Source organism: Aminipila sp., assembly GCF_032051575.1.
GTDB lineage: Bacteria > Bacillota > Clostridia > Peptostreptococcales > Anaerovoracaceae > Aminipila.
This window is the reverse complement of record NZ_DAMBYD010000008.1, coordinates 60,517-86,190: the sequence shown is the minus strand read 5'-3', so window position 1 is coordinate 86,190 and position 25,674 is coordinate 60,517. Positions and strand designations below refer to the sequence as shown.

21 protein-coding genes are annotated in these 25,674 nt (G+C 36.3%); 2 read left to right on the top strand and 19 right to left on the bottom strand.

What is annotated here, in order from left to right; all coding sequences use genetic code 11:
• Positions 1-638: 638 nt before the first annotated feature.
• The 6 genes from RTW14_RS12145 to yhbY form a co-directional block, all read right to left on the bottom strand.
• On the bottom strand, positions 639-1,931 hold the full coding sequence (locus RTW14_RS12145) for an MATE family efflux transporter (protein ID WP_312651737.1): 1,293 nt from the start codon (positions 1,929-1,931) through the stop codon (positions 639-641).
• 59 nt (positions 1,932-1,990) lie between these two features.
• Positions 1,991-3,097 (bottom strand): non-hydrolyzing UDP-N-acetylglucosamine 2-epimerase, encoded by a 1,107-nt coding sequence (gene wecB, locus RTW14_RS12140; RefSeq protein WP_312651735.1) that lies wholly within the window; start codon positions 3,095-3,097, stop codon positions 1,991-1,993.
• 12 nt (positions 3,098-3,109) lie between these two features.
• Positions 3,110-4,399: an MraY family glycosyltransferase gene (locus tag RTW14_RS12135; RefSeq protein WP_312651733.1), complete on the bottom strand. Its 1,290-nt coding sequence runs from the start codon at positions 4,397-4,399 to the stop codon at positions 3,110-3,112.
• 7 nt (positions 4,400-4,406) lie between these two features.
• Positions 4,407-4,856 (bottom strand): deoxycytidylate deaminase, encoded by a 450-nt coding sequence (locus RTW14_RS12130; protein ID WP_312651731.1) that lies wholly within the window; start codon positions 4,854-4,856, stop codon positions 4,407-4,409.
• A 63-nt stretch (positions 4,857-4,919) separates the two neighbouring features.
• Complete coding sequence (truA, locus tag RTW14_RS12125; RefSeq protein WP_312651729.1) at positions 4,920-5,723, bottom strand: tRNA pseudouridine(38-40) synthase TruA; 804 nt, start codon at positions 5,721-5,723, stop codon at positions 4,920-4,922.
• Between the two features lie 11 nt (positions 5,724-5,734).
• Entirely contained in the window at positions 5,735-6,037 is a 303-nt protein-coding gene (yhbY, locus tag RTW14_RS12120; protein WP_312651726.1) for a ribosome assembly RNA-binding protein YhbY, read from the bottom strand.
• Between the two features lie 168 nt (positions 6,038-6,205).
• Between yhbY and RTW14_RS12115 the strand changes: the two genes are divergently transcribed.
• Complete coding sequence (locus tag RTW14_RS12115) at positions 6,206-8,794, top strand: ATP-binding protein (protein WP_312651724.1); 2,589 nt, start codon at positions 6,206-6,208, stop codon at positions 8,792-8,794.
• A 113-nt stretch (positions 8,795-8,907) separates the two neighbouring features.
• Here the strand turns inward: RTW14_RS12115 and RTW14_RS12110 are convergent, their stop codons facing one another.
• Positions 8,908-10,059, bottom strand: coding sequence for an NAD(P)-dependent malic enzyme (locus RTW14_RS12110; RefSeq protein WP_312651722.1), 1,152 nt, complete (start codon positions 10,057-10,059; stop codon positions 8,908-8,910).
• An 84-nt stretch (positions 10,060-10,143) separates the two neighbouring features.
• Positions 10,144-11,820, bottom strand: coding sequence for a glutamine--tRNA ligase/YqeY domain fusion protein (locus RTW14_RS12105; protein ID WP_331654442.1), 1,677 nt, complete (start codon positions 11,818-11,820; stop codon positions 10,144-10,146).
• Between the two features lie 192 nt (positions 11,821-12,012).
• Here RTW14_RS12105 and coaBC point away from each other — a divergent pair, with 192 nt between their 5' ends.
• Complete coding sequence (coaBC, locus tag RTW14_RS12100; protein ID WP_312651720.1) at positions 12,013-13,227, top strand: bifunctional phosphopantothenoylcysteine decarboxylase/phosphopantothenate--cysteine ligase CoaBC; 1,215 nt, start codon at positions 12,013-12,015, stop codon at positions 13,225-13,227.
• 60 nt (positions 13,228-13,287) lie between these two features.
• Here the strand turns inward: coaBC and RTW14_RS12095 are convergent, their stop codons facing one another.
• From RTW14_RS12095 to RTW14_RS12045, 11 genes are all read right to left on the bottom strand, one after another.
• Positions 13,288-14,304 carry a hypothetical protein gene (locus RTW14_RS12095; RefSeq protein WP_312651718.1) on the bottom strand — a complete coding sequence of 339 codons (1,017 nt, stop codon included), beginning with the start codon at positions 14,302-14,304 and terminating at the stop codon, positions 13,288-13,290.
• Complete coding sequence (locus tag RTW14_RS12090; RefSeq protein WP_312651716.1) at positions 14,297-14,869, bottom strand: RNA polymerase sigma factor; 573 nt, start codon at positions 14,867-14,869, stop codon at positions 14,297-14,299. The genes RTW14_RS12095 and RTW14_RS12090 overlap by 8 nt, the downstream gene beginning before the upstream one ends.
• Positions 14,870-15,043: 174 nt before the next feature.
• The gene (locus RTW14_RS12085; protein ID WP_312651714.1) at positions 15,044-15,811 is read right to left on the bottom strand and encodes an amino acid ABC transporter ATP-binding protein; all 768 of its coding nucleotides are present in this window, start codon (positions 15,809-15,811) and stop codon (positions 15,044-15,046) included.
• Positions 15,787-16,530 carry an amino acid ABC transporter permease gene (locus RTW14_RS12080; protein WP_312651712.1) on the bottom strand — a complete coding sequence of 248 codons (744 nt, stop codon included), beginning with the start codon at positions 16,528-16,530 and terminating at the stop codon, positions 15,787-15,789. The genes RTW14_RS12085 and RTW14_RS12080 overlap by 25 nt, the downstream gene beginning before the upstream one ends.
• A 14-nt stretch (positions 16,531-16,544) precedes the next feature.
• A complete protein-coding gene (locus tag RTW14_RS12075; RefSeq protein ID WP_312651710.1) occupies positions 16,545-17,390 on the bottom strand; it encodes an amino acid ABC transporter substrate-binding protein in 846 nt (281 codons plus the stop codon).
• 190 nt (positions 17,391-17,580) lie between these two features.
• Positions 17,581-18,759, bottom strand: a complete 1,179-nt coding sequence (locus RTW14_RS12070; RefSeq protein WP_312651707.1) for an acetyl-CoA C-acetyltransferase — start codon at positions 18,757-18,759, stop codon at positions 17,581-17,583.
• Between the two features lie 357 nt (positions 18,760-19,116).
• The gene (locus RTW14_RS12065) at positions 19,117-20,049 is read right to left on the bottom strand and encodes a DUF2156 domain-containing protein (protein WP_312651705.1); all 933 of its coding nucleotides are present in this window, start codon (positions 20,047-20,049) and stop codon (positions 19,117-19,119) included.
• A 19-nt stretch (positions 20,050-20,068) separates the two neighbouring features.
• The gene (gene surE / locus RTW14_RS12060) at positions 20,069-20,833 is read right to left on the bottom strand and encodes a 5'/3'-nucleotidase SurE (RefSeq protein WP_312651702.1); all 765 of its coding nucleotides are present in this window, start codon (positions 20,831-20,833) and stop codon (positions 20,069-20,071) included.
• A 97-nt stretch (positions 20,834-20,930) separates the two neighbouring features.
• Positions 20,931-22,097, bottom strand: coding sequence for a cyclopropane-fatty-acyl-phospholipid synthase family protein (locus RTW14_RS12055; protein ID WP_312651700.1), 1,167 nt, complete (start codon positions 22,095-22,097; stop codon positions 20,931-20,933).
• A 177-nt stretch (positions 22,098-22,274) separates the two neighbouring features.
• Positions 22,275-23,654, bottom strand: coding sequence for a sigma-54-dependent transcriptional regulator (locus RTW14_RS12050; RefSeq protein ID WP_312651698.1), 1,380 nt, complete (start codon positions 23,652-23,654; stop codon positions 22,275-22,277).
• Positions 23,654-25,669: a transporter substrate-binding domain-containing protein gene (locus tag RTW14_RS12045; protein ID WP_312651696.1), complete on the bottom strand. Its 2,016-nt coding sequence runs from the start codon at positions 25,667-25,669 to the stop codon at positions 23,654-23,656. Before RTW14_RS12045 ends, RTW14_RS12050 begins: the two co-directional genes overlap by 1 nt.
• Between the last annotated feature and the right edge of the window lie 5 nt (positions 25,670-25,674).

The following is a 25,674-nucleotide window of genomic DNA, read 5'->3' as shown; positions in this document are numbered from 1 at the left end:
TGCTTGTATTTGTAGGCTTAAGACCCATGGCAAAACTCCTTACCGCCTATTTATATATAGTAAAAGCACCCATTTATGATTTATACCTGCCACAGAATGATCATATGGAAACGGGTAATTTTATCTATCGTCAGAATTTATTCACTTGTTGTTATTATTATATTATTAAAAAAAAAGATTAAAAATTTAATCGAAAATAAACTTGCAAGAATAAACTTATTGTTAGCAACTGGAAATTCAGTTCATATAAAAACTATATATGGTAAATTAACGATTCTCCCCCAATATACAATTATGAATATACTTAATATTATACTTGTAATTTTCTGAATGTAAAGAATTGTTCCTAAATTTTTTGATGTATATTGCATACTTTTGTCGAAAAATCTCTCATGATGATTGAAATTCTCGGGTTACACTTGCATTGATAGTTTATTTTTATTCAATCATATGCAAAAACTATCATGAGCAAATTAATTGCTTTTATTTTATTTTACGTCCTTAGTCACAACAAACTTGTAAAGATGCAGTTCAAATGATTTTATTGTTACCCATTTCACAAATAAAAAAACATAGTTCACTGAATTATGGCAAACTATGTTTTTATTGTTTAATTATTTTGCTTTTATATGTATGTCTTATATATCGTGTATTACATTCTTAGCCCATTTTTTTGACCAGAACCGCTTAAGTAATATAAAAAACTTTATAAGGTCTTCAGTCTTTACCAGTAATACCGCAAAGTAAATTGGCAGATGCAGGACTAAAGTTGATAGAAATGCCATAGGAACCGCATAAAGCCAGATGGAACCCATTTCAGTAACCATAGCGAAGATTGTGTCTCCTCCAGACCTTAAAATACCTGTTATGTTGATTCCATTATACACTGCAAGCCACATAAATAGTCCATATACAATCAAAACATAAAATGTATACTTTTGTCCTTCCGGAGTTAAATCAAACAAGCTTATGATAGGTTTTGCACAGATTATAAGCAGCCCCCCGAAGACAATACCTAAAGCCGCACCTACATGCAGGAGTTTTCTCCCGAGTTCATAAGCAAAATCTAGTCTTCCTTCTCCTAGTTTCTGTCCAACGAGAATCAGTGTAGCATCACCGACACTGAAAGCTGCCATTACAAATAAATTATTAATTGTGTTACTTACTTGTACTGCTGCATATTCTGTAACACCTACACGAGCATAAGCTGCTGCATACATGGCAGTCCCTACACTCCATAAAGTTTCATTCATCGTTGTTGGAACAGCATTTTTAACAATTCGGCCTACAAGCTCTTTTGACCACCCAAAATACTCTGAAAAATGCCCGGCTACTATGTTTTTCCTGCCAAATACCACAAATAGAATTAGTAGAAGTTCAAAGCATCTTGCAATAAGTGTAGCTAATGCAGCACCCACTACCCCTAGCTTCGGAGCTCCAAAATTTCCAAATATAAATACATAATTTAAAAAAGTATTGGTAGTAAATACAAATATGCTTATATAAAGCGGTAATTGTGTCTGCTGAGTTGTTCTAAGCGCTGCGGTAAAGGGTACTGTAATGCTTATAGTAAGGAAAGTAAACGCACCTGTTCGAACATATCCGGTTCCTAATTCAGCCAATTCTGGTATATCTGTAAACAGACGCATTACCATATGCGGAAAAAACATAGCAATAGTAAAAAAAACTACACTAATAGAAAAGCATATGCATACTGCTAGCCCTGTAGTTTTTTTTATGTTTTTTAAGTCCTTAACTCCCCAGAACTGGGCCATATAGGTTGAAGCCCCACTGGTAAACCCAAACATTACCATCCAGTGTATAAAATACATCTGTATGGATATGCCCACAGCTGCCAATTCAGTTTCTCCAAGGCTTCCAACCATTAAATTATCTACCAGACTTAATGAAGAAGCGATTAAGCTCTGCACTGCTATTGGGAGAGCTATAACCGCTAGTTTTTTGAATAAATATTTATTTTCAATGGTTACTAAAGTTTCTTCTTTAATATGTCAACAATCCTTTCACATGCGTGCCCGTCTCCATACGGATTCGCAGCATGGGCCATAGCTTCATAAGCGGATTTGTCTGTCAAAAGTTGTTTAGACATGTTGTAGATGGTTTCCATTTCAACACCTGCTAACTTAACTGTTCCTGCTTCAACAGCTTCTGGCCTCTCTGTCTCTTTTCTGACCACGAGCACTGGTTTTCCCAAGGATGGAGCTTCTTCCTGCATTCCACCTGAATCGGTTATAATAAAATAAGATTTAGCCATAAGATTTACAAAAGGCTGATACTGTAATGGATCAATTAAATGAACTCTTTCCATTCCATTTAAAATCTTGTTTGCTGTTTCTCTGACTTTTGGGTTCATGTGCATAGGGTAGATAATTTCTACATCATGAAATTCTTCTGCAATTTTTCTAATTGCTCCGAAAATATGTTCCATATTTTCCCCTAAATTTTCTCTTCTGTGGCAAGTTACAGTAATAACACGTCTGCCATCAAAATCAATATGTTTAAGTGTTTCATCCTCAAACTGATAAGGTTTGTCAACAACCTCCAGAAGTGCATCTATTACAGTATTTCCTGTTATGTAAATATTGTCGTCATCAATTGCTTCCTTTAAAAGATTAACTCTGTTTCTTTCTGTAGGCGAAAAATGAAAATCTGCAATATGCCCAGTCAATACCCTATTTATTTCTTCAGGGTAAGGGGAATACTTGTCATACGTTCTAAGCCCTGCTTCTACGTGACCTACTTTTATCTGCTGATAAAAACTTGCAAGCCCTGCTGCAAAAGTAGTTGTTGTATCTCCATGGACTAACACTACGTCTGGTTTTTCTTTTTTTAATACCTCTTCAAGCCCAATTAACACATTTGAAGTAATCTGACTGATTGTTTGGTTTTGCTTCATTATATTTAAATCATAATCAGGGGTTAATTGGAATAGTTCCAATACCTGATCCAGCATTTCTCTATGCTGCGCTGTTACGCAAAGTACAGATTCTATTCCCTCTGTTTCATTTAGCTTTTTTACTAAAGGTGCCATCTTTATGGCTTCTGGTCTTGTTCCAAAGACAGTCATTACTTTCATTGTTACACTCTCCTATTCCTTTGACCCATCTTCCTGCGGTACATCTTCTTTAGATTCATCTTCTTTAGATTCATCTTCTGTGCATTCATCTTCCATGCATTCGCCTACTCCGCATACATCTTCTTTTGATATATCTTCTATTATATTTATAGTTTTTAATTTCTTTTCCATTTTTTTCTGCTGCTTTTCTTCGTGAGCAATATTTACTGCTTTTATCTGCAGTCTCCAGTTATTTGCATCCGTCAAAAATACATAGATATACATAGCCGCTATACCAATAAGACCTGCTGTTTCTACAAACAAGTCTCTGCTAAAAAGAACTGCTGCTACACCCATTACACCACTTATACCATATAGAGTAAGAACGGTTCTTCTCTGCCCCAGTCCTGCTGCCATAAGTCTGTGATGAAGATGGCCTTTATCTGCTTCCATAATAGGTCTATGGTTCACTAATCTCCTAAAGATGGCAAAAGCAGTATCAAAAATCGGCAGGCCAAGAACAAGTACCGGAATTATTTCAGCCATGATAGTCGCGCCTTTTACTGGACCTACTATAGAAAGGGTCGCTAACATAAATCCCAAGAATAATGAACCTCCATCCCCCATAAAAATCTTAGCAGGATGAAAATTATAAGGTAAAAACCCTAGTGCCCCCCCTGCTAAAGCAAGCATCGCAAGCGCTGGCAAATATGAGCCGTGAATGTATGCTGTATACGCAAGGCATAAAGAAGAAATAGCTGCTACGCCGGAAGCCAGTCCATCTAAACCATCAATTAAGTTCACCGTATTGGTAATACCCACAATCCAGATTATAGTTATAAAAAAGCACAAGGCCCCTGCAAAATAGCTATGTGTATCCCCGAAACTCGAACCAAAATGATTTGTTACAAATTGGATTCTTACTCCAAAAGCATAAGGAACACAAGCAATAAGAGCCTGTCCTAAAAATTTCACCTTTGCAGGCATTCCTTTCAAATCATCTATGACACCTAATATATATATCAATGTACCGCCTAAAAGTGCTCCTAGCATATGTCTTGTAGGCTGTTCTAATATAATCGCTCCCATTTGTTGAAATTGTTGTTCCAGTATCGGCCAACCATACCATGTTACCCATGATATAGATACCATTGCACCTATAAATATAGCCAACCCACCAAATCTAGGCATTGGCTTTGTATGCATACGCCTTGAATCCTTTGGTATATCCACTGCACCAATCATAGGTGCCAGTTTAATCGCCATAGGCGTACAAATAATTGACAGCACAAAAGCTGTTAAAAATGCTATCCAAAAAACCATGATTAATCTAATCCCCTATCTTTTCTATTTTAAGTCCCGCTTCTTTTAGTATTTCTATTGATAATTCGTCAGGGTACCCCTCTTTAACAACAATTCTCTCAATTCCAGCATTAATAATCATCTTTGCACAAATAACGCAAGGCTGATGTGTAATATATATAGTCGCACCTTCAATGCTTTGTCCAAGAGTTGCTGCTTGAATTATAGCGTTTTGTTCTGCATGAAGTGCCATACACAGTTCATGTCTTTCCCCCGAGGGAATACTCAGCTTCTGTCTTAGACATCCGCCTCTTTCTTCGCAATGCTTTATTCCTCTAGGGGCACCATTATATCCTGTAGCTACAATATGTTTGTCACATACGATTGCAGCACCTACCTGCCGTCTTAAACAAGTTGAGCGCTGTGCAGTTAAAGCTGCTATTCCCATAAAATACTCGTCCCAACTAGGTCTTTCCATCTTTATTCCTCCAGAATTCTGCTATTCTTAGAAAAGCATTTTTATCTTAACCTATCTATTGTATCAAAGACAAATCAAATCTTCAAGGTTATAGTAAACTTTTGCCAAATACAGGCCTTGCGGTGGCGCAGTATGACCTGCCCTTTGCCTTTCCTTGGATTCAATGATTTCTGGTAAGGTTTCAGGATTAATCTTTCCTAAGCCCGCATCCACCAGGGTCCCTGTAATAATTCTAACCATATTATATAAGAATCCATCACCCTTAACCTCTAATAAAAGAGTCTTTTGACCTGTCTCTGTTTTTCCTTCATTAATATTAAGACTGTATATCGTTCTAACTGTAGTCTTTTTTTCTTCGCCGCCCGCCGCTTGAAAACATTTAAAGTCATGAGTTCCTACAATATAGGCTGCGGCTTGCTTCATAGCCTCTGCATCCAGATTTTTTCTCACTTGATAGACTAGATTTCTGCTAAAAATTTGCGTTTCTTGACAATTTAAGATTTTATAGACATATTTTTTCCCTTTTGCATCAAATCTAGCGTGAAAGTTCTCTGGTACATCCTTTGCCGAAGTAATTCTCAAATCTCCAATTTTGCCAATAGAATTCATACCTCCAGCTAATATATTATTAGCTGCAAGCATAAGTCTGTCCGTGGGGATACCAAAATCTCCTTTAAAGCTGGCCCGCTGCCCTAAGGCATGAACACCTGCATCCGTCCGGCTTGTTCCATTTACTTGAATAGAACAGTTGCAAACTATACTAAGCACCCGTTCTAATTCCCCTTGAACCGTTCTTTTTTCAGGCTGTTTCTGCCATCCGGCAAAAGAAGTCCCATCATATTCTATTGTCAGTAATATATTTTTCATAAGCTATACCACTATTTTTTAGCTTTAGGAAGTTCAATCTGTTTATTTTCTTTTGATTCCCGATAAAGAGTAAACTTCTTGCCAATGGCTTGGACAAATTCTGCCCCTAGCTGCTCTGCAATTTGGTTTGCAACATCTTTAGGCTCAAGGCTGCAGCCCTCTTGAAGTTTTACCTTTACTAGTTCTCTAGCTTCAAGGTTAACATCTACCTCTTTAATAACGTTATCTGTAAGCCCGCTTTTGCCTAAATATACAGATGGTTCTAGGCTATGAGCCAAACTTCTTAGATAACTTCTTTGTTTACTTGTAATCATTTTTTATTTTCCCTTTCAAAATGCATTATTGATTAGTATTATACATCATTTTCAAAAATAAAAGTAGTAGTAAATTGTCTGCTTTTGTCGAACCTATTTACATTTATTTTTCGACAGATTACAATGCATTTGTAAATGAATTTTGACATAAGAAAGGAGGAATCCGGTATGCTGCACAAACTGAAATATATTTTAGTGACAATTACTATATTGTCTCTAATTTTTGTATGTTGTCTGGTATGTTATGTATCAGCAAATAGCCAGCTTATTAATTACGAAAAAAGTAAAAATAGCCTTTTAAGTTTTAACAATACATATGATAAAGTATTTAACGGATTAATTGCAGAAGCAAAAGATTATATATCTACTGGTGATGCCTCTGCCAAGTATAAATTCACCAATTATGCAAACAACTTTATAAGCTGTACCAACGTAAACACTAATTACCTTCGATTTGCTAACAGTGAGGAACTTAGTGATTTTGAAATTCCAAAAGACCATAACAAGTCAGCAGATCGTGTACCCACAAAATTTTCTTTGGATTCCAAGGAACAAAATTTACTGTTATCCACTCTGGATTGTTATAACCAGCTGGTAGACATTACTTTATCAGCTGTAGATCAGAAAAATACATCCTATATATATCGCAGTACCTTTGCTGATCTATATTCCACAAAAACCGACTTTTCTAATGAATATACTTTACATTACGTGGAGCGTATTAAAGGAAAAGAAGCCCACTTACAGTATCTTCTTCATATTATATCGACTTTCTCGATTTTTATTGGTACAATATTGGCTTTATGTGCCTCAAGAGCCGTCTCACTATATTTAAAAGCCAACCAATATAATGCATACTTTAATCAGCTTTACAGTAAAGCAATTGAAAACGCCGATGTAGGTATGGCCATAGTGGACAAGCATTATAAATATGAATATATGAATGCTACTTATAAGCAGCTTCTAAATATTCAGTCACCGAATCCACTTGGTCAGACATCCTTTGCTATACTTCCAGAAGAAATAGCAACAACATTGCCATCCCATTCTTTTGCAGAAAACCAGAAAAATATCTTACTTTCATATACCCACGAAGGTGAAATACACTGCATTAACTACAATTGTTTCGCTATATTCGATGATAAAGATGAGCCAAAGTTTGTTAGTTTGATACAAGACTGTACTGAAAGTAAAAGAAAAGATAATGAATTAAAGCAGCAATTAAAAGAAATTGAGTTTTTTGCAAATGCAAAATCTTCGTTTATCGCAAATGTATCTCACGAAATAAAAACACCATTAAATGTAATTAGTGGCATGGTTCATATTTTAAAGGGCACTGAACTAACCAATAAGCAGAATGATATTTTATCCAAAATACATATTTCTTCAGAGCTTCTGTTAAACATCATTAATGATGTTTTAGATATATCAAAAATACAAAAATCAAATTTTGTTTTATATCCTTCAGATTTTAATCTACAGAATATGCTTGATGAATATGAAGAGATTTTTAGACCAATTATATATAGTAAAGGTCTTGAATTCATTAAAGACTTCAAATTTTCTGCTGATTTATGCTTATCCATGGATAAGACAAGACTTGCACAAGTTCTCCTTAATCTGGTGAATAATGCCTGCAAATTTACAAATTCCGGGCATATCCGCCTCATTATTGAACAGCTTGGAGGACAAGCAAACTCTATTTTATTAAAGTTCACTATTGAGGATACTGGATTAGGCATAGAAGAGACGGATTTATCAAAAGTCTTCCAGGAATTTGAACAATTAGAAAATCATCTGACCAAGCAGCATCAAGGGACTGGCCTTGGCCTTGCCATTTGTAAACATGTAGTAAATGCTATGGGCGGAGACATCTGGGTAGAAAGCCAAAAGGGTATTGGCAGTAAGTTCCAATTTACAATTTGGGCACGTACTGCGGACCCAGCTGGATGCGAGGTTTCAAGCGGTGCTTCAAATTCCTTGCCGCTTCTTGACGGAAAAGGCCACAGAGTGCTGGTAGTTGAAGATACTGAATTAAATTATGAAGTGACTCAGAATATGTTAGCTGATTCCCAAATTATTTGTGAGCATGCTTGTGATGGTCAGGAAGCTATAGATATGTGTATTAAAGTTCCTGAAGATTACTATACCGTAATCCTCATGGACATACATATGCCAAATATGGATGGTTATACTGCTGCTGAGATCTTAAAAACAGAAATTGGTATTACTTGTCCGATCATTGCCTTAACTGCGACAAATATAGATACTGCAACCAAAAACAAATACAAAGGAATTATGGATGGCTTTATAAGCAAGCCCTTCCGTTATCAGGATTTTCACCGTACTCTGCTGCCATACTTCGGTGGTTGTAAGGATTCAAAACCGATTCCAGTGCCTTCTGATTTGGAATTGGAAAGTGAGTGTACCTCTGATTTAAATTTAGCCGAAGCAGCTAAGAATTTAGGCTGTTCAGAGAAACAATACATAAAACACTTAACGAAATTCAAAACTTCTTATGCTCATGTTGATAACGATATTCAAGAGTTGCTTTTAGACAAGAACTATACAGAAGCACACAGAATAGCTCATTCTGTAAAAGGTCTTGCTGGCACTTTAGGTCTTCTTCCTTTACAACAAGTAGCTGCTGAATTAGAGGCAGCCCTTAAAGAAGAGTCCGAAAAAGCAACAACACTTCTTCCTATATTTAGGGATAAGCTTGACGGAGTATGCAAAAAAAGCTCTGGTTGTAATTAAAAAAGGAGCGCAGCATACTTAAGTATAACTTTTGCGCTCCTATGCTTTTTTCTTCATTTGTTAATTTTATCATTAATAATTTACTTCATGAATGATTCATCGGATTAAATAGTTTATTTCCAAGTACCAGCAACTGCAGCTGCCACTATGTCAGCAACCCCCTCAGTGAATGGGCTTGGAATAATATAATCTTCCTTTAACTCATCTTCTTTAACTAGGTTTGCCAGCGCAAAAGCTGCTGCGACCTTCATTTCTTCCGTAATCCTTGAAGCTCTTACAGATAACGCCCCTTTAAAAATTCCAGGAAAAGCAAGTACATTATTTATCTGATTTGGAAAATCGGATCTTCCTGTTCCTATAACCCTAGCTCCTGCTTTTTTTGCTAATTCAGGCATAATTTCAGGCTCAGGATTTGCCATAGGAAAGACGATAGGATCTTTAGCCATACTCCTGACCATTTCTTCCGTCAGACTCTTTGGTGCTGATACCCCGACAAACATATCTGCTGCTGCAAGGACATCCTGTAAAGTACCCGTTTCTAAGTTTTCATTTGTTATCATTGCCAGTTCCATTTTTGCTGGTGACAACTTTTCATTTGTCCTGCAAATAGCACCAGATCTGTCACATACTATAACATTTTTTACACCTAAGTTTAAAAACATCTTAGCAATGGCAGTACCCGCTGCACCGGCTCCATTTATTACTACTTTTATTTCTTCCAGTGTTTTTCCTACGATTTTTAACGCATTAATAGCTGCTGCGGAAACAACTACAGCTGTGCCATGCTGATCATCATGGAATACCGGAATATCCACAAGTTCCTGCAATCTGCGTTCGATTTCAAAACATCTAGGTGCTGAAATATCTTCAAGATTAATGCCTCCAAATGTTGGGGCAAGATTTTTTACTATATTTATTATCTCCTCTGTGTCCTGAGTTTCAAGGCAGATAGGGATCGCATCCACATCTGCGAATTCCTTGAATAGTACAGCCTTCCCTTCCATTACAGGAATGGCTGCCTTTGCTCCTATATTCCCCAAGCCTAATACAGCAGACCCGTCACTTACTACTGCTACCATGTTTCCTTTAGCTGTGTATTTATATACGTCTTCCGGATTTTCATGTATTTTTCTGCAAGGTTCTGCAACACCTGGCGTATATGCAATAGAAAGTTCATCTCTGTTTGTAACTTTTAGTTTACTTCTTACCGCTAATTTCCCCTTATTCTTTTCATGTGCCTCTAATGACTTTTCGTAATAGTTCATATCTGTTTCACCTTTCAAATTATTATAAAAGGCTGATAAGTTTCAGCTTTTTGCCAAAACCCACCAGCCTGCGTTTAAATTCCCTTATTTCTTCCAAGAGCTCTTTAAGTCTACAATTCTATTAAATACTTTCTCCGTATCATTTGAAAGTTTTGTATCGGCAATATAATAGCCGTGTCTAAAGAACTGGAAGCGTTCGCCCGGTTTTGCTTCTGCAATCGCAGGTTCTGCATAAGCCTCAATTTCCTTTAATGAATCAGGGTTCATAACATTTTCGCCATTTTCATCTTCTATCATCAGGTATCCATATTGACGAATCCTGATTTTAACTGCGGTTTTAGCGTCTACCCAATGAATGGTACCTTTTACCTTACGCCCTTCAAAGCCACTTCCACTTTTGGTTTCTGGATCATAAGTACAGTGAAGTTCTTTTATACTGCCATCTTCATTCTTAATTACTTCATTACAAGTAATAAAGTATGCTCCCTTAAATCGAACTTCGTTACCTGGAAATAACCTAAAGTACTTCTTAACAGGAACTTCCATAAAGTCTTCACCATCTACATAAAGTTCTCTTGAAAACGGAACCATTCGGTTACCCATTTCTGGAACTTCCTTGCTGTTTTCAATTTCCACTTCTTCCGTTTGATGTTCAGGATAGTTCGTTATAACAATCTTAATCGGATTCTCTACAACATTTCTGCTCAGAACTTTATTCTTAAGATCTTCCCTCACACAATGTTCAAGTAATGCGATATCTACTAGGCTATTTGCCTTTGATACCCCAATTCTTTCGCAGAAATCTCTTACAGATTCCGGGGTATATCCCCTTCTTCTTAAGCCTGCAATAGTAGGCATACGAGGGTCATCCCAGCCTTCAACAACTGCATCATCAACCATAGCTTTTAAATATCTCTTAGACATTACAGTATTTGTAATATTTAATCTTGCAAACTCAATCTGCTGTGGAGGAGCCTGCCACCAGCCAAGCTCATTAAGCACCCATTCATACAGTGGCCTGTGATCCTCAAATTCAAGTGTACATATTGAATGTGTGATTCCTTCAATGGCATCCTCAATTGGATGTGCAAAATCATACATCGGATAAATACACCATTTATCGCCTGTGTTATGATGAGTAGTATGTGCTATTCTGTAAATAACTGGATCTCTTAAATTAATATTCGGAGAAGCCATGTCTATTTTGGCACGAAGGACCTTTTCTCCATCAGTATACTTGCCTTCCCGCATTTCCTCAAAAAGCGCAAGATTTTCTTCTGCACTTCTGTTTCTATATGGGCTTTCCTTACCAGGTTCTCTTAAAGTCCCTCTATATTCTCTAATTTGTTCTGCATTTAAGTCACATACAAAAGCCTTACCCTTTTTTATAAGTTCAATCGCCGCTTCGTACATTTTATCAAAATATTCGGATGCCCAAAGTCTTTTATCCCATTGGAATCCCAGCCATTTCACATCTTCTTCAATGGAATCCACATATTCCACATCCTCTTTCACGGGATTTGTATCATCATATCTTAAATTGCACATTCCACCATATTTTTGTGCAGTTGAAAAATTTAAACATATTGATTTAGCGTGTCCTATATGAAGATATCCATTTGGTTCCGGAGGAAATCTGGTGTATACCTTATCTCCATATTTTTGAGTTTCCAAATCTTTATCTATAATATTATGAATAAAATTGGAAGCTGCCTGTGTTTCTGTCACTTCAGAATTAACGTCCTTGTTCATGTCAGCCATTATCCTTCCCCCTAATTTTCTTTTTTCAATGTTGATTTCCTTACGGCAACGCCGTCACTATCTAAATTAATATTATAACATTCTAGTTGCTTTTCGTGCAATAAGTATTTAAAATAATGGTATGTCCGCCACAAAAATGTTGTGGCTATATACAATTTATAAATTAAATTGATTTAGAAAGGTAACTTCATTATGTTAACAGGAAAAACCGTTGTTCTAGGAATAACAGGCAGTATTGCTGCTTATAAAACCGCGTATTTAGCAAGTGCTTTAAAGAAGCACCATTGTGATGTACATGTAATAATGACTAAAAATGCCTGTGAATTTATAACACCGCTGACTTTTGAAACACTAACAGGTAACAAATGCCTTGTTGATACATTTGATAGAGATTTTAAATTTGATGTGACACATATCTCCATTGCAAAAAAGGCTGATTTAATGATGATTGCTCCTGCTAGTGCAAATGTTATCGCAAAATTTGCAAACGGCATCGCAGATGACATGCTTACAACCACTGTTTTAGCATCTAAGGCTATAAAACTAGTATCTCCTGCCATGAATACCAATATGTATCAAAATCCTATTACACAGGATAATTTAAAGAAATTAGGTGATTATGGATTCGAAATCATCACCCCCGCTACAGGCTTACTTGCCTGCAACGATGTAGGCGAAGGAAAAATGCCTGAGCCCGAAATATTATTTGAGTATATTCTAAAACATCTCGCTATGAAAAAAGACCTAGCAGGGAAAAATGTTATTGTAACTGCTGGACCTACTCAGGAAGCTATAGATCCGGTCAGATATATTACGAATCATTCTACAGGAAAAATGGGTTATGCCATAGCAAAAGCCTGCATGCTCCGTGGGGCGCAAGTCACATTAGTTACAGGAAAAACAGCTATTCAACCACCTATGTTTATTGACATTGTTTCTGTCACTTCTGCCAAAGATATGTATGATGCTATAAGTGAAAGATTTGAATCTGCTGATATGGTATTTAAAGCTGCCGCCGTTGCGGATTATACCCCTTCTGTTACTTATGACAATAAAGTGAAAAAGAAAGATGAAGATTTAGCTATCCCTTTAAAAAGGACGGAAGATATCCTGAAACATTTAGGCTCTATAAAAAAGCAAGGGCAGGTTTTGTGTGGTTTCTCTATGGAGACAGAAAACATGCTGGAAAATTCACAGGCAAAACTTGTGAAAAAGAATGTAGATCTGATTGTGGCCAATAACTTGAAAGTTGCTGGTGCTGGATTTGGTACAGACACCAATATAGTAACAATCATCACCAAAGGCGGCTATGATGAGCTTCCAATCATGTCAAAGTTTGATACCGCTAATGCCATTATAGGTGAAGCATTAAAATGCTATGAAAATAAAAATATAATTGGATACTAAAAACAAAAAACAATGTAAGTTATTTAAGGAAATAAATAATTCACATTGTTTTTTTATGACTTATATAGTTGACTTCTTTGCAGTGTAGTTTATCCCATCAATTTGTATACCCAAATAGTCGTTTAAATCTATCAGTCTTGAAAAAGAGCCTACTATACTTGTTACCTCCCCATTGTCTTTTTGGCTCATTGAACCGAAATACCCCATCTCATCATCTTCTAACGTACCATCTTTCTTAATCAGTCTTATCTCTTCCGCATATTCTGCAGCTTTATAATAGTAGCCGATTGGTGATAGCTCAACACTTTCAAATCCTGCTTTCGAATCAGGATAGAGTGTGATTACCTGCATGTATTGGGGAATATCAAAATTCATAGTTAGCCCTGCAAATTCTACGGTTACAGGCTGCGTAACATCTACATTTTCAAGTTCAAGATCACACTTATAGGCTTTATAATCCTTGTTTTTGTTATCATCGGGATACTGAAATATTCCCGTACTTGGATAACCTTCTATCATTTTAGGCTTTATTTTCAGTGCGATAATATAGTGCTTGCTTATATTGGTATCTATGATCTTTCGTCCTTCTTCTGTAAGCGCTTCTACACTAAATACAAAAACGCACTGATAATTGTCGGTAACAATACCCTCGATGTTGGCCTTGACGTCTTCATTTTCAACACTCTGAATTGTTTCTATGGTGCTGTCTCTGTAAGTTATTGTATCTTTCCCCCAGTATCGTTGTAATCCATCCATATTTGTGGCTGCTATTGCAGCAATAGAGCAAATCATTACTGCCGCAATACAAGCAGCTGCCCTTCTCATATATATTCTGCTTTTAGTGTACACAACCTTTTTTTTCATTGCAGCTTTTCTTTCTGCATCCTGCACCTTTTTCCATTCTCCGCCTCCCGCTTTCTCCAGTATTTTTGCTTTCAAATGCATCTCCTCATCAGGAGAAAGAGTCACTCTGTTGATTCCCGTTAAAAGGGTCTCTACTTCCTCAAAATTTAGTTCATCCAAACCATTTAAAATCTCTACGCTATTGTCAGGTATATTATTTCTGTTATTACGCATTTTCAACACCTCCAATGACATTCCTCAATTTTTTTAACGCTCTCTCATACCGTTTTTCTACAGTTTTAACTCTCATATCCAAGTCAATGCTGATCTCTCTTAGGGTCTGCCCCAAGTAATGCTTTCTGATGAGGATTTGGCTGTCTGGAGCTCCTAGAGATTTGATTGCAGTAATTAATTTTGCTTTTCTCTCCGTATCTAAAATCTGTTGTTCCACATTTTCATTGTCAATCAAGATGTTCTGCAGGCTATCATCGTATAGAGAAATGCCTTCTTGTTCTTTTGTTTTTTTATTAAATAGATTTATTGCTCTTCGTTTAGTAAATACTGTTAAAAGAGCTTTTATTGAACCCTTTTCAAGATTAATCTTATCCCGGTTACAGTAAAATTCATAAAAGATATCACACACGAATTCCTCAATATCTTCTTTGCTACATATTCCTAAAAGTTTGCTATACGCAATTTTATAAACAAACCCTAAATATTTATCTATCAGTTCAACATATCCTTGTTGTGAATCTATATCTAAAAGTGCTATAAGCCTTTCGTCCGAATCCCTTGACACAGGGTCACCTCCTTTTTTCTGAGACATCTCAACTAATACATTCAAAATTATTTAGAGAAACCCGACAAAATTATATGTTTTATTTCAAAACAGTGCAATTGGATTTTTCTTGGCATATTAAAAAACCCCTTGAATGATGTATTGATTCTACACCATTCAAGAGGTAGTTTACACTTATCGTAATACAGAGCTTAAAAAGTCTTTCAATCTCTCACTCTTTGGATTTTGAAATATTTCATCTGCGGTTCCTTCTTCTACAATCCTTCCAGCATCCATAAAAATCACACGGTCTGCTACTTCTCTTGCAAATGCCATTTCATGAGTCACGATAACCATAGTGGTATGTTCCTCTGACAGTCTTCTCATAACGTTTAGCACTTCCCCGGTTATTTCTGGATCAAGAGCACTGGTAGGCTCATCAAACAGCATAATTTCAGGATTCATAGCAAGGCCTCTAGCGATAGCAACTCTCTGTTTCTGTCCACCAGAAAGCTGTGCGGGGTAAGCTGCCGCCTTATAATCTAATCCCACCATTTCCAATAATTTGCGGCCCCTCTTCTCCGCTTCTGCTCTGCTTTGTTTTTTTACCTTTATAGGTGCATAGCATACATTTTCCAGGCAAGTCATGTGAGGAAATAAATTAAAATGCTGAAAAATCATTCCTGTTTCTGCACATATATTTTTAAGTTCCTTATCTGAAAGGTAAGTGGCCTTTTGCCCTGATTTTGTATCAACAAAAGTATCTCCGTTCAATGTAATCCTGCCACTGGTAATTCTCTCTAGACAGTTAATACATCTTAAAAGCGTACTTTTTCCTGAACCAGATGGCCCTATAATAGCCACTGTTTCTCCTTTGTTCATAGCAAAGTTCACGTTATCAAGAGCAAGACAGCCTGAAAACTGCTTTACAATATTTTTCATATCCAGAATAACGGATTCCATCTGTCACCCCTCCTTGGTTTATTCTTAACTAACACCTCTTTACCCTCGTACTTTGAATACCGTCTTTCAAGATAACTTGATAATAATGTCAATACAAAGGTAAACATCAAATAAATTAGTGCTGCTATGACAAATGCCGTAGCGTTTACATCTCTGTTTACTGCCCCCCTTGATGCTTTAAATAATTCGGCTACAGAAAGTACTGAAACTAATGCCGTATCCTTTATCAGGGTAATGGCTTCGTTGGATACTGCTGGTAATACTCTTTTTACAATTTGAGGCAGTATAATGCCAGACATAGTTTGTCTTTTATCTAAACCAAGAGACTGGGCTGCTTCATACTGCCCTCTGTCAATACTTTCTATTCCACCTCTGTAGATTTCCGCTAAATACGCAGCATAATTTAGTACAAAGGTTATAACCGCAGTTGTAAAAGCATCTAGCCTTAAGTCCGTTGCAATAGGTATATAAAAATAGAAGAAAAATAATTGAAGCATCAGAGGGGTCCCTCTGAATATCCAAATATAAACTTTCGAAATCCATCTGAAAAGCATGAATTTACTATTACTGCCTAACGCAATAGGCAGTCCGAATGGCACGGACAATACTAATGTAAAAGTAAAGAGCTTGACTGTTACCCAAGCTCCCTCTAATAAAGACGGCATTAGCACGCCCACATAGTTCATAGTCTCTGCCAGCTGTGAAAAAATCTGATTCACTGTACTATTACTCCTTATTTATCATATCCCTCAAGTATAACAATATTACGGCCAAACCACTTATTACTGATTTCTTCCGCTTTTCCGCTTTTGATTACAGCCGCAAGAGCCTCTGTTATCTTAGCTGCTACATCCTTATCTTCCGCGCGACATCCGATAGCGTAGAAATCATCACCAAAGCCATAGTCACATACGACCATCTTCTTGTCTAATTTCGTATTCTTATATTCACCTAATACCTGGTCAACTGCAATGCAGTCAATTCTGCCTGCCTGCAAATCCATAATGGCCTCATCATAAGTCTTATATTCAGAAATTTTATCAGCATATGTATCATAAGCTTTATTTGACTTTAACACTTCAAGAGCAGAAGAATCAGCCTGTGTTCCTACATTATATTTAGCTAAATCCTCAGCTTTTTCTACTTTAACCGAGCTGTCTTTGGCCATTATAATAATGCTGTTGTTTATATACTTATCCGTCAAAGCCATTTTTTTCATTCTTTCATCCGTTACAGACATGCCATTCCAAATGCAGTCAATTCTTTTTGATGTTAATTCCATCTCCTTAGCGTCCCAGTCAATCGGTTGAAAAGTAACTTTAACACCAAGTTGTTCTCCTACTGCATTTGCAAGATCAATGTCAAACCCTACTAAATTTCCAGATTCATCACGAAACCCCATTGGTGCGAAAGTATCATCTAATCCGATAACTAGTTCTCCCTTATCTTCAATGTATGACCATCCTGTCAGTTCAGCGTTATCTTTATCCGTTTCCTGCTTTGTCTTGCCGCATCCAACCATCGCAATCATTCCAACCACCAAAGTTACTGTAAGTGAAATAGTTAATATTTTTTTCATTATGCCACCCTCCTAGCTAAAACATTTTAGCTTTCCTCTTTCTAATGTTATTGCTTTTCGTAGTAACGCTTTAATTCTCTAAAGTATTACTAGACAATAGTAGCATAAGTTTATACTCTTGTCAATAACTAAAAAAGACGGTTGGAAAACCAACCGCCAATTTTTTAATTACACATTTATGTAATTGAGACTATCTTTCAACGATAAGCGCAGTTCCCTGTCCACCACCGATACAAAGTGTAGCAAGACCTGTCTTAGCGTCTCTCTTCATCATTTCAAAGATAAGTGAGATAAGGATTCTTGTTCCGGAAGCTCCGATTGGGTGACCAATTGCAATAGCTCCACCGTTTACGTTTGTCTTTTCAGGATCAAGTCCAAGATCCTTTCTAACTGCTAATGACTGAGCAGCAAAAGCTTCGTTAGCTTCTACTAAATCAATCTGATCAATTGTTAATCCAGCCTTTTCAAGAGCTTTCTTTGATGAAGGAACTGGTCCAATACCCATGATAGTTGGATCAACACCAGCTGAAGCGTATGACTTAATTGTGCAAAGAGGCTTAAGTCCTAATTCGTCAGCCTTTTCCTTTGACATAACTACTACTGCTGCGCCAGCATCATTGATACCTGAAGCATTAGCTGCTGTAACAACGCCATCTTTCTTGAATGCAGGCTTTAATTTTGCAACTTTATCAATAGTTGTCCCGAATTTAGGGAATTCATCAGTATCAAATACGATTGGATCGCCTTTTCTCTGAGGGATTTCTACTGGAACGATTTCATCTTTGAACTTACCAGCCTTGATTGCTGCTTCTGCTCTGTTCTGTGAAGTTACTGAGAATTCATCTAATTCTTCTCTTGTAATGCCCCACTGTTCAGCAATATTTTCAGCAGTGATACCCATGTGGTAATTATTAAATGCGTCAGTAAGACCATCGTTTACCATCATATCAATCAACTGAGTGTTATTCATTCTAGCACCATATCTAGCTGCTGGCATAGCATAAGCTGTCTTTGACATGTTTTCTGCACCACCTGCAACAACGATATCAGCATCTCCCGCTTTAATAAGCTGTGCTGCTAAAGATACAGCTCTAAGTCCTGAACCGCATACTTTATTTATAGTCATTGCTGGAACTTCTTTAGGAAGTCCTGCATCAAGACAAATCTGTCTTGCTACGTTCTGTCCAAGGCCACCCTGTAATACACAACCCATAACAACTTCGTCAACCTGTTCAGGCTTGATTCCAGCTCTTTCGATAGCGCTTTTAACTGCGATAGCGCCAAGAGTTCTTGTAGGAATATCCTTTAAAGCTCCTCCAAAGCTGCCAAGAGGTGTTCTAGCTGCACTTACAATTACTACTTCTCTCATGTTTTTAGTCCTCCTTAAAACCACTTGCAAATAAAATGTGTTATAAATAAATTATGAATTTAATTTAAGAGTATTTTCTTAAAAATTAACATAACATAATTAACCTAGTTAGTTTGATGGACAAATATAACATATTGCCCTCATTATATTATATCATATCACAATTTCTACTAAATGCAATACACTTGCAAGACAAAATCTTATATATTCGTTATATATTTCACAATATATATTACATTCTAATCCTTGTTTATCTTCTTGTCAATATATCTTAGGTCCATTTTGTTACTTTATTAACAAAAAATTTCTACAAAAAAACTCCTCTTCCGGGAGCTTTTCTAAAATAAAAAATTTAATTTACTTTGTGAATTTGACGATATACTTTTCTACTAATTCAATCGGCTTATATGAAAGTTTTGCCTTTCGCAAGTTAGTTATCCCCATATCCTCTTCACGGTTCACATAATTTATGGATTCATCTAAATGTTTACAAAATTCGTTATTTATAGCTGGATATAGTCCTCTGATATTGCTATTTGCCTTTTCCACATGTACTGTAACAGTGTTTTCTCCTAATCTGCCGCCTATACTAAAGGCTTCCACTTTACCATCTATTACAATGGCTCCCGCAATATAATTAAGCTTATCAAGATTTGTCACCACATCACGCATAGCATCAGTCTCCATAAGGAGCCATTTCATTTCATGGGGCTCTATGTTTTTCCGTGCATTAAACTCTTCTAGAAATACCATTACAGTATCTAACATATCAGGTGTCAGGCTGACATACTTATAGTTGTAATTGTTTAGAAAGTAGTTTAAGTGATTTTTCTTTGCATGATATGTCCTGCCCTTTAAATCAATCAAATCCTGTTTTAAATATAAATAGTCATAATTAGGTCTATCCGAAATAAATTCAACATCACCTGGGAAAGCCTCCTCAACTATCTTTTTCATATGTACTGGCAGTAACCTGATTGTAAAGCTAGAGTCCTTTTCTTTAAACCTTTGTCTGGCAATATATAAAGTTTCCCTAAGGCTCTCTGGATTATAAACACCAGTCTTAGTCAACGGCGGAAATAAAAAATATTCATGCTTCTCTATTTCTAAATGGCTCAACCCTGCTATTACAAGGTAATCTCCTATAATTTCCCATGAAAATTCATTCTGATCTCTCCACATATATAGCGAAGAGAAAGACAAACCTGAAGTCCTATATTCAAACGCAGATAAATATTCGTCTAAAACCTCCCTGCTTTCTATGGTTATTTCATTTTTAAATATACTCATTTACTACTCTTTCCTTTTATCATTCTATACCCCAGCTTTTTACTTCATCAACTAGCTCATAATTTGTAAAATCATAATGCAGTGGAGTAATTGAGGCAAATCCATCCTGTACAGCTATTACATCATAATGTTCCGGCAGATTATCATATACCACGGGCTTGCCGCTATACCAATATTGGGGCTCTCCGCTGTCTTCAGCCGGCTTGTTCTGAAACCACCCATCATATTCTCTAGGCCCTAAAGTTGTAATTTTTACCCCTTTAAGTTCATGCCTGGAGACATCGGGCAAATTTATATTTAATACCGTTTTTCCATCAAGTCTTCCAACCGACTTCTGCAATGTTTGTACAGCCAGTTCTGCAGCCACTTCAAAGTGCTTTGGTCTATGGCCCTCTACAGAGACAGCAACTGATGGAATTCCACAAATACAGCCTTCAATAGCTGCTGAGACCGTACCTGAATAATGGGTATCCGTACCCAGATTTCCTCCGTGGTTTATTCCGGAAAAAACCATATCTATTTTTATACCCCTTTCCTGCAAAATCAAAACACCTAATTTTACGCAATCTGCTGGAGTTCCATTTATTTCAAGGGCAAGCTTAGCATTTTCATAGGAAACTTCTTTTGCCTCAAGTCCTTGTCTTACTGTAATACTGTGGCCTGCCGCACTTCTCTCTACATGGGGTGCACACACATAAACATCTGCGGCTGTAGATAGAGCTTTTACAAGTTCAAAAATGCCTTTTGCTTTTATCCCATCATCATTGGCAACTAAAATATTCATAAATATTATCTTTCTCCTTTTTAATCCGATTACTATTAATACTATCACCAATATCCTATTTTATCCATGAAAAAAATGTAGCAGGCACACACAGTTTTTAATACCATCTAGTCATAGGAAGTTCGTTATTTACACCTTTGGAAATTAAAATCTGATGTAATCCTATCACGCCTCTATTAAACGTAGCTGCACAGGCACAAAGGTATAAGTCCCACATCCGCGTAAATTCTATCCCCATTTTCTCTTCAATTTCTGCTCTATGATCATTAAAATTCTTATCCCATCGTAGTAAAGTTTCTGTATAATGTCTCCTTAAGCTCTCTACATCAAGTATACAGAAATTGTAATCTGCACATAAGTTTATAATTTCTCTCAAGCTTGGTAACATTCCTCCTGGAAATATATATTTTCTCATCCACGCATCACCCGGATGTTCCTTCATACCGCTTATATAATGCAATAAAAATAAGCCAGAAGGCTTTAGCACTTTATCTACACTGGACATAAACAGATTGTAATTATCTCTGCCCACATGTTCTATCATCCCTACACTTACTATCCTGTCAAAAGAAGTTTTTAGCTTTGGCAAATCACGATAATCCATAATTTCTACTGTCAGGTATTCTTCCAAATCCTCTTCTTTTATTCTTTCGTTAAACTTTTTATATTGTTCCTCGCTTAATGTGATTCCTAAGCCTTTAATCTTATATTTTTTAGCTGCTTCAATCAGCAGCTGGCCCCAGCCGCAGCCAATATCTAATAAGTGCATACCCTCTTTCAAGCTCAGTTTATCTAAAATGTGATGAATTTTATTCATCTGAGCTTCATAAAGTGTATCTCTCTTCTTTTTAAAATAACCACACGAATAGCTCATGGACTCATCCAGCCACAATTCATAGAAGTCATTACCGATGTCATAATGTGCGGAAACTTCTTTCTTTTGATTCTTTTTTCCTTTTGATGTAAGCATTAGTTTTTTTAAGGCCTTAGTATCTGTAGAGAATTTTCCTAGCTGACCAAGGAAATTATTTAGTGCAGTATACAAGTCTCCTTCAATTTCAATGTCACCTCTCATGTAGGCTTCACCCAATGCAATAGAGGTGCTTATAGTCAGCTCTTTTATATCTATAGGCTTATTTACTTTTACTGTAAAAGTTGATTCTCCTTTGCCTATCAGATGTTTTTCTCCCCCCACTTCAACGGTGAATGGATGCTCATCAAACTGACTAATAAAGTCAATCAGTAACTCCTGTTTCTTTTTCATAATAGATTTCCTCCCTTTAATAATCTGGCCTTGCTCTGTACAAACTACATTTGGTCAGGTTCTATCAATTAAACAATAATTAATTTAGTTTTATCCATCTTTTATATTTTAATACTTTCAATTTAATTAATCCACCCCAGTTGCGTTTTTTACCATTTTATTGGTAAAAACAAATAATTAGCTGTTTTTTATACCATACTCTGCAATTTTATTAAAAAGTTGCCTTCTGCTCATCCCCATTCTTTCAGCAGCATGTGTAATATTTCCATCGCATGCAGCTATCATGCCTGTTATATATTGCTTTTCAAACTCCTGTTTTGCCTCCTTATAAGATAAACTCGTCACCGCATGGGAAACCTCCTGCGCATATTGTATTGTATTTATGCCATAAGCTTTCTTATTATCAAGAGTCAGTATTCCTTCATTAGAAAGAATAATCATTCTTTCTATAATATTTTTAAGTTCTCGTACGTTTCCAGGATATTTATATTTCATTAATATGGCCTTTGATTCTGGCTCAATGCCAATAATTTTTTTCCCCGTCTGTTTTGCAAACTTTGCTATGAAAAAGTCTATTAAATCTTCAATATCTTCAGGTCTTTCCCTAAGTGGAGGTACATCAATTTCAATAGTATTTATTCGATATAAGAAATCTTTTCTAAACAGTCCCTCTTCAACCGCTGCATAAATATCTCTATTAGTGGCTGAGACTAGCCTGAAATCTACTGTAATTAAACGGTTTGAGCCGATCCTCTCAATTACATGGTTCTCTAACACACGTAAAAGCTTCACCTGAGTCCCTAAATCCATCTCTCCAATTTCATCAAGAAATATCGTTCCCCCGTTGGTTTCCTCCAGTTTCCCAAGACGTCTTGCAACAGCCCCTGTGAACGCTCCTTTTTCATGCCCAAATAATTCTGATTCAATTAATTTATCCGGATAATGCTGACAATTAATAGGGACAAAAGGCTTATTCCTTCTTGAGCTTGCGGTATGAATCTTATTGGCAATGATCTCTTTACCCACACCCGACTCCCCTGTTATGAGAATATTTGCATTTGACTCAGCTACTTTTTCTACCAGATTCCAAACTTTCTGCATTTTTATATTTTTACTATTTACTAAATAGTTTTGTTCTCTACTTTCTTTATGTAAGTTGTTTAATCTTTTTAAATCAATTACATCTTTAGCTTTTTCTATCTCCAAAATTAACTCTTCTGGATTATGACTTTTAATAAAATAACCAAATGCTCCCATTTTCATAGTTTGTACGGCAGTTTCAACACTACCATATCCTGTTACCATGATTACTTCTACATTCTGGTTATAGATACTTTTAACTTTCTGTAAAAATTCTATTCCGTTAAGTCCACCCATTCTAATATCCGTAATAATGAGAGGGTAATATTCAATCTCCATTATTTTTAGTGCCTCAGCTCCAGAAGCTGCCGTTTCTACTCTGTAACCAAATTCTTCAAGCAGCATTTTTGAAGTTTCTCTATAATCCTCTTCATCATCTACTATTAATATTTTAAACAAATTATTATTAACTTCCATTATTGTTCCTTTCGTCCCGCAGGTATTCTTATAATAAATGTTGTCCCATTTCCAATAGAACTTTTTACCTCTATGGTCCCCGATAACTTTTCGACTTCAGAATATACAATAAACAATCCCAGTCCTGTTCCCTTACCCGGGTCTTTTGTGGTGAAAAAAGGATTAAAAATATTTTCTAAATCCTTCTCCTCTATACCGGCTCCTGAATCCTGACACTCAATTATTACTTCTCTTTGTCTTATATAACCCTTTATATATATCCTTCCATGCCTTTCCATGGCATCAACAGCATTTGAAATAAGATTTATAAGTATATGTTTCAGGGTTTCCCCATTACTATATATATGGATTGCCTTATCACAATCCACAGCAACTTGAATTCTTTTCTTTTTTATATACTCATTCTGTAGTTCCAATATGTTTTGAATGTTTTCATATAAATTTACTTCTTCAACACTATCATCACTTTCTCTCCAGAAGTTCATGACATTATCAATAATTTTTCCAGTTCTACGAACACTTTCATCTATAAATTCCAATGATTTTTGTGCATTTGCCGGCAGTTCCTTATTTTTTTGAAGTAAAAAGCTTTGTGTTCGGATTATACCTAAAGGATTTCTGATTTCATGGGCCATTCCTGCTGCAAGCTGACCCACAGCTATCATCTTTCTGGATTGCAATAACTGTTTTCTCTTTATTATGTCCACAGTAACATTTCTGAACATTACAAGAGTACCTTCTGCAGCCTCTAAAGGATAAGCAATCATTTCATAAATCTCTCCGTTGTAAGATACTTCCCTTTTCACCTCTTTGTTTACCTCTATGCATTGATCAACAATGCAGTTAAGGCACTCTCCGCAAAACCCATGAATAATATATTCACATGACTTTGTATTTATATTTTCACTTTTTAATCCTAAATAACTTAATAATCCTTGATTAGCATTTGTAACCTTTTTATCTCCTGATAATACAACGATAAATTCTGGTATTCCATCAAAAATAATCTGTAGTTCGTTTCTGCTGCTTTCCAGCTCATGCGTTCGCTCTTTTACCAGCTTCTTCAGGTTCTTATTGTTATGCAGCATTAGAAGCAGCCAGATCACAACCACAACTACGCATGCAGTAAGAATTTTCAACCATAATATATTTCCAGTAGTTCTCAATAATGGTGTGGATATTCCAAACCACTTTTGCTGTATTTTTTCAAGAAGTCCTTTTCTATTAATTTGTTTAATGGCTTCATTTACGATAGGTACAATTTCCGCCTTAGACTTTGGAAGTGCTAATACAACCGGTTTCTCGTATAAAGCCGTATTAATCATCTGAAACTGACTGCCTTCTTTTTGTTTCTCTATATAATAATAAACAACTGGCTCATCACCAATAACTGCATCCACTTTTTTCTCGCTTAAAAGCTTTAATCCTTCTGCAACATCCTCTACAAGAACCAGTTTTGCTTCTGGATAATTCTTGGTTAAATACCCAATTGCGTAATCCCCTTTTTGAGTAGCAATGACCATATTTTTTACATCAGCCAGCGTGTATTCTTCTCCCACCCTGACCGCAAGAACTGTACGAAGATTGTAAATAGGATCTGTAAACGCAAAGTACTTGGCACGTTCTGAATTTATAAACATATCCGCAAAATCAGTATCTCCGTTCTTTAGTGCTTCTTGTGCACCCTGCCATTGATAAGGCACGGCCTTTATTTCTACTCCCAATTCCAATGATAATTGATTCATGTAATCAACTACTACACCTTTATATGTCCCGTCCTCATCTATAAACCGTAATGGAGGCGCACTTTTATCTGCTCCGTAAATAAACACGCCTTCTCTTAAATATTTTTTTAAAATCTTTTGATCCTTTTGCTTGTTAATCTGTTCCTGTGACATACAAACAAAGAATCCTGCAATCAGTAGGCAGGCTAAAACAGCACTAATGAAACCCACTCTTCTTCTTTTCCATTTTTCTGTAGTCTGACTACCTGATTTAAATATTTGATGTTGCATTTGCC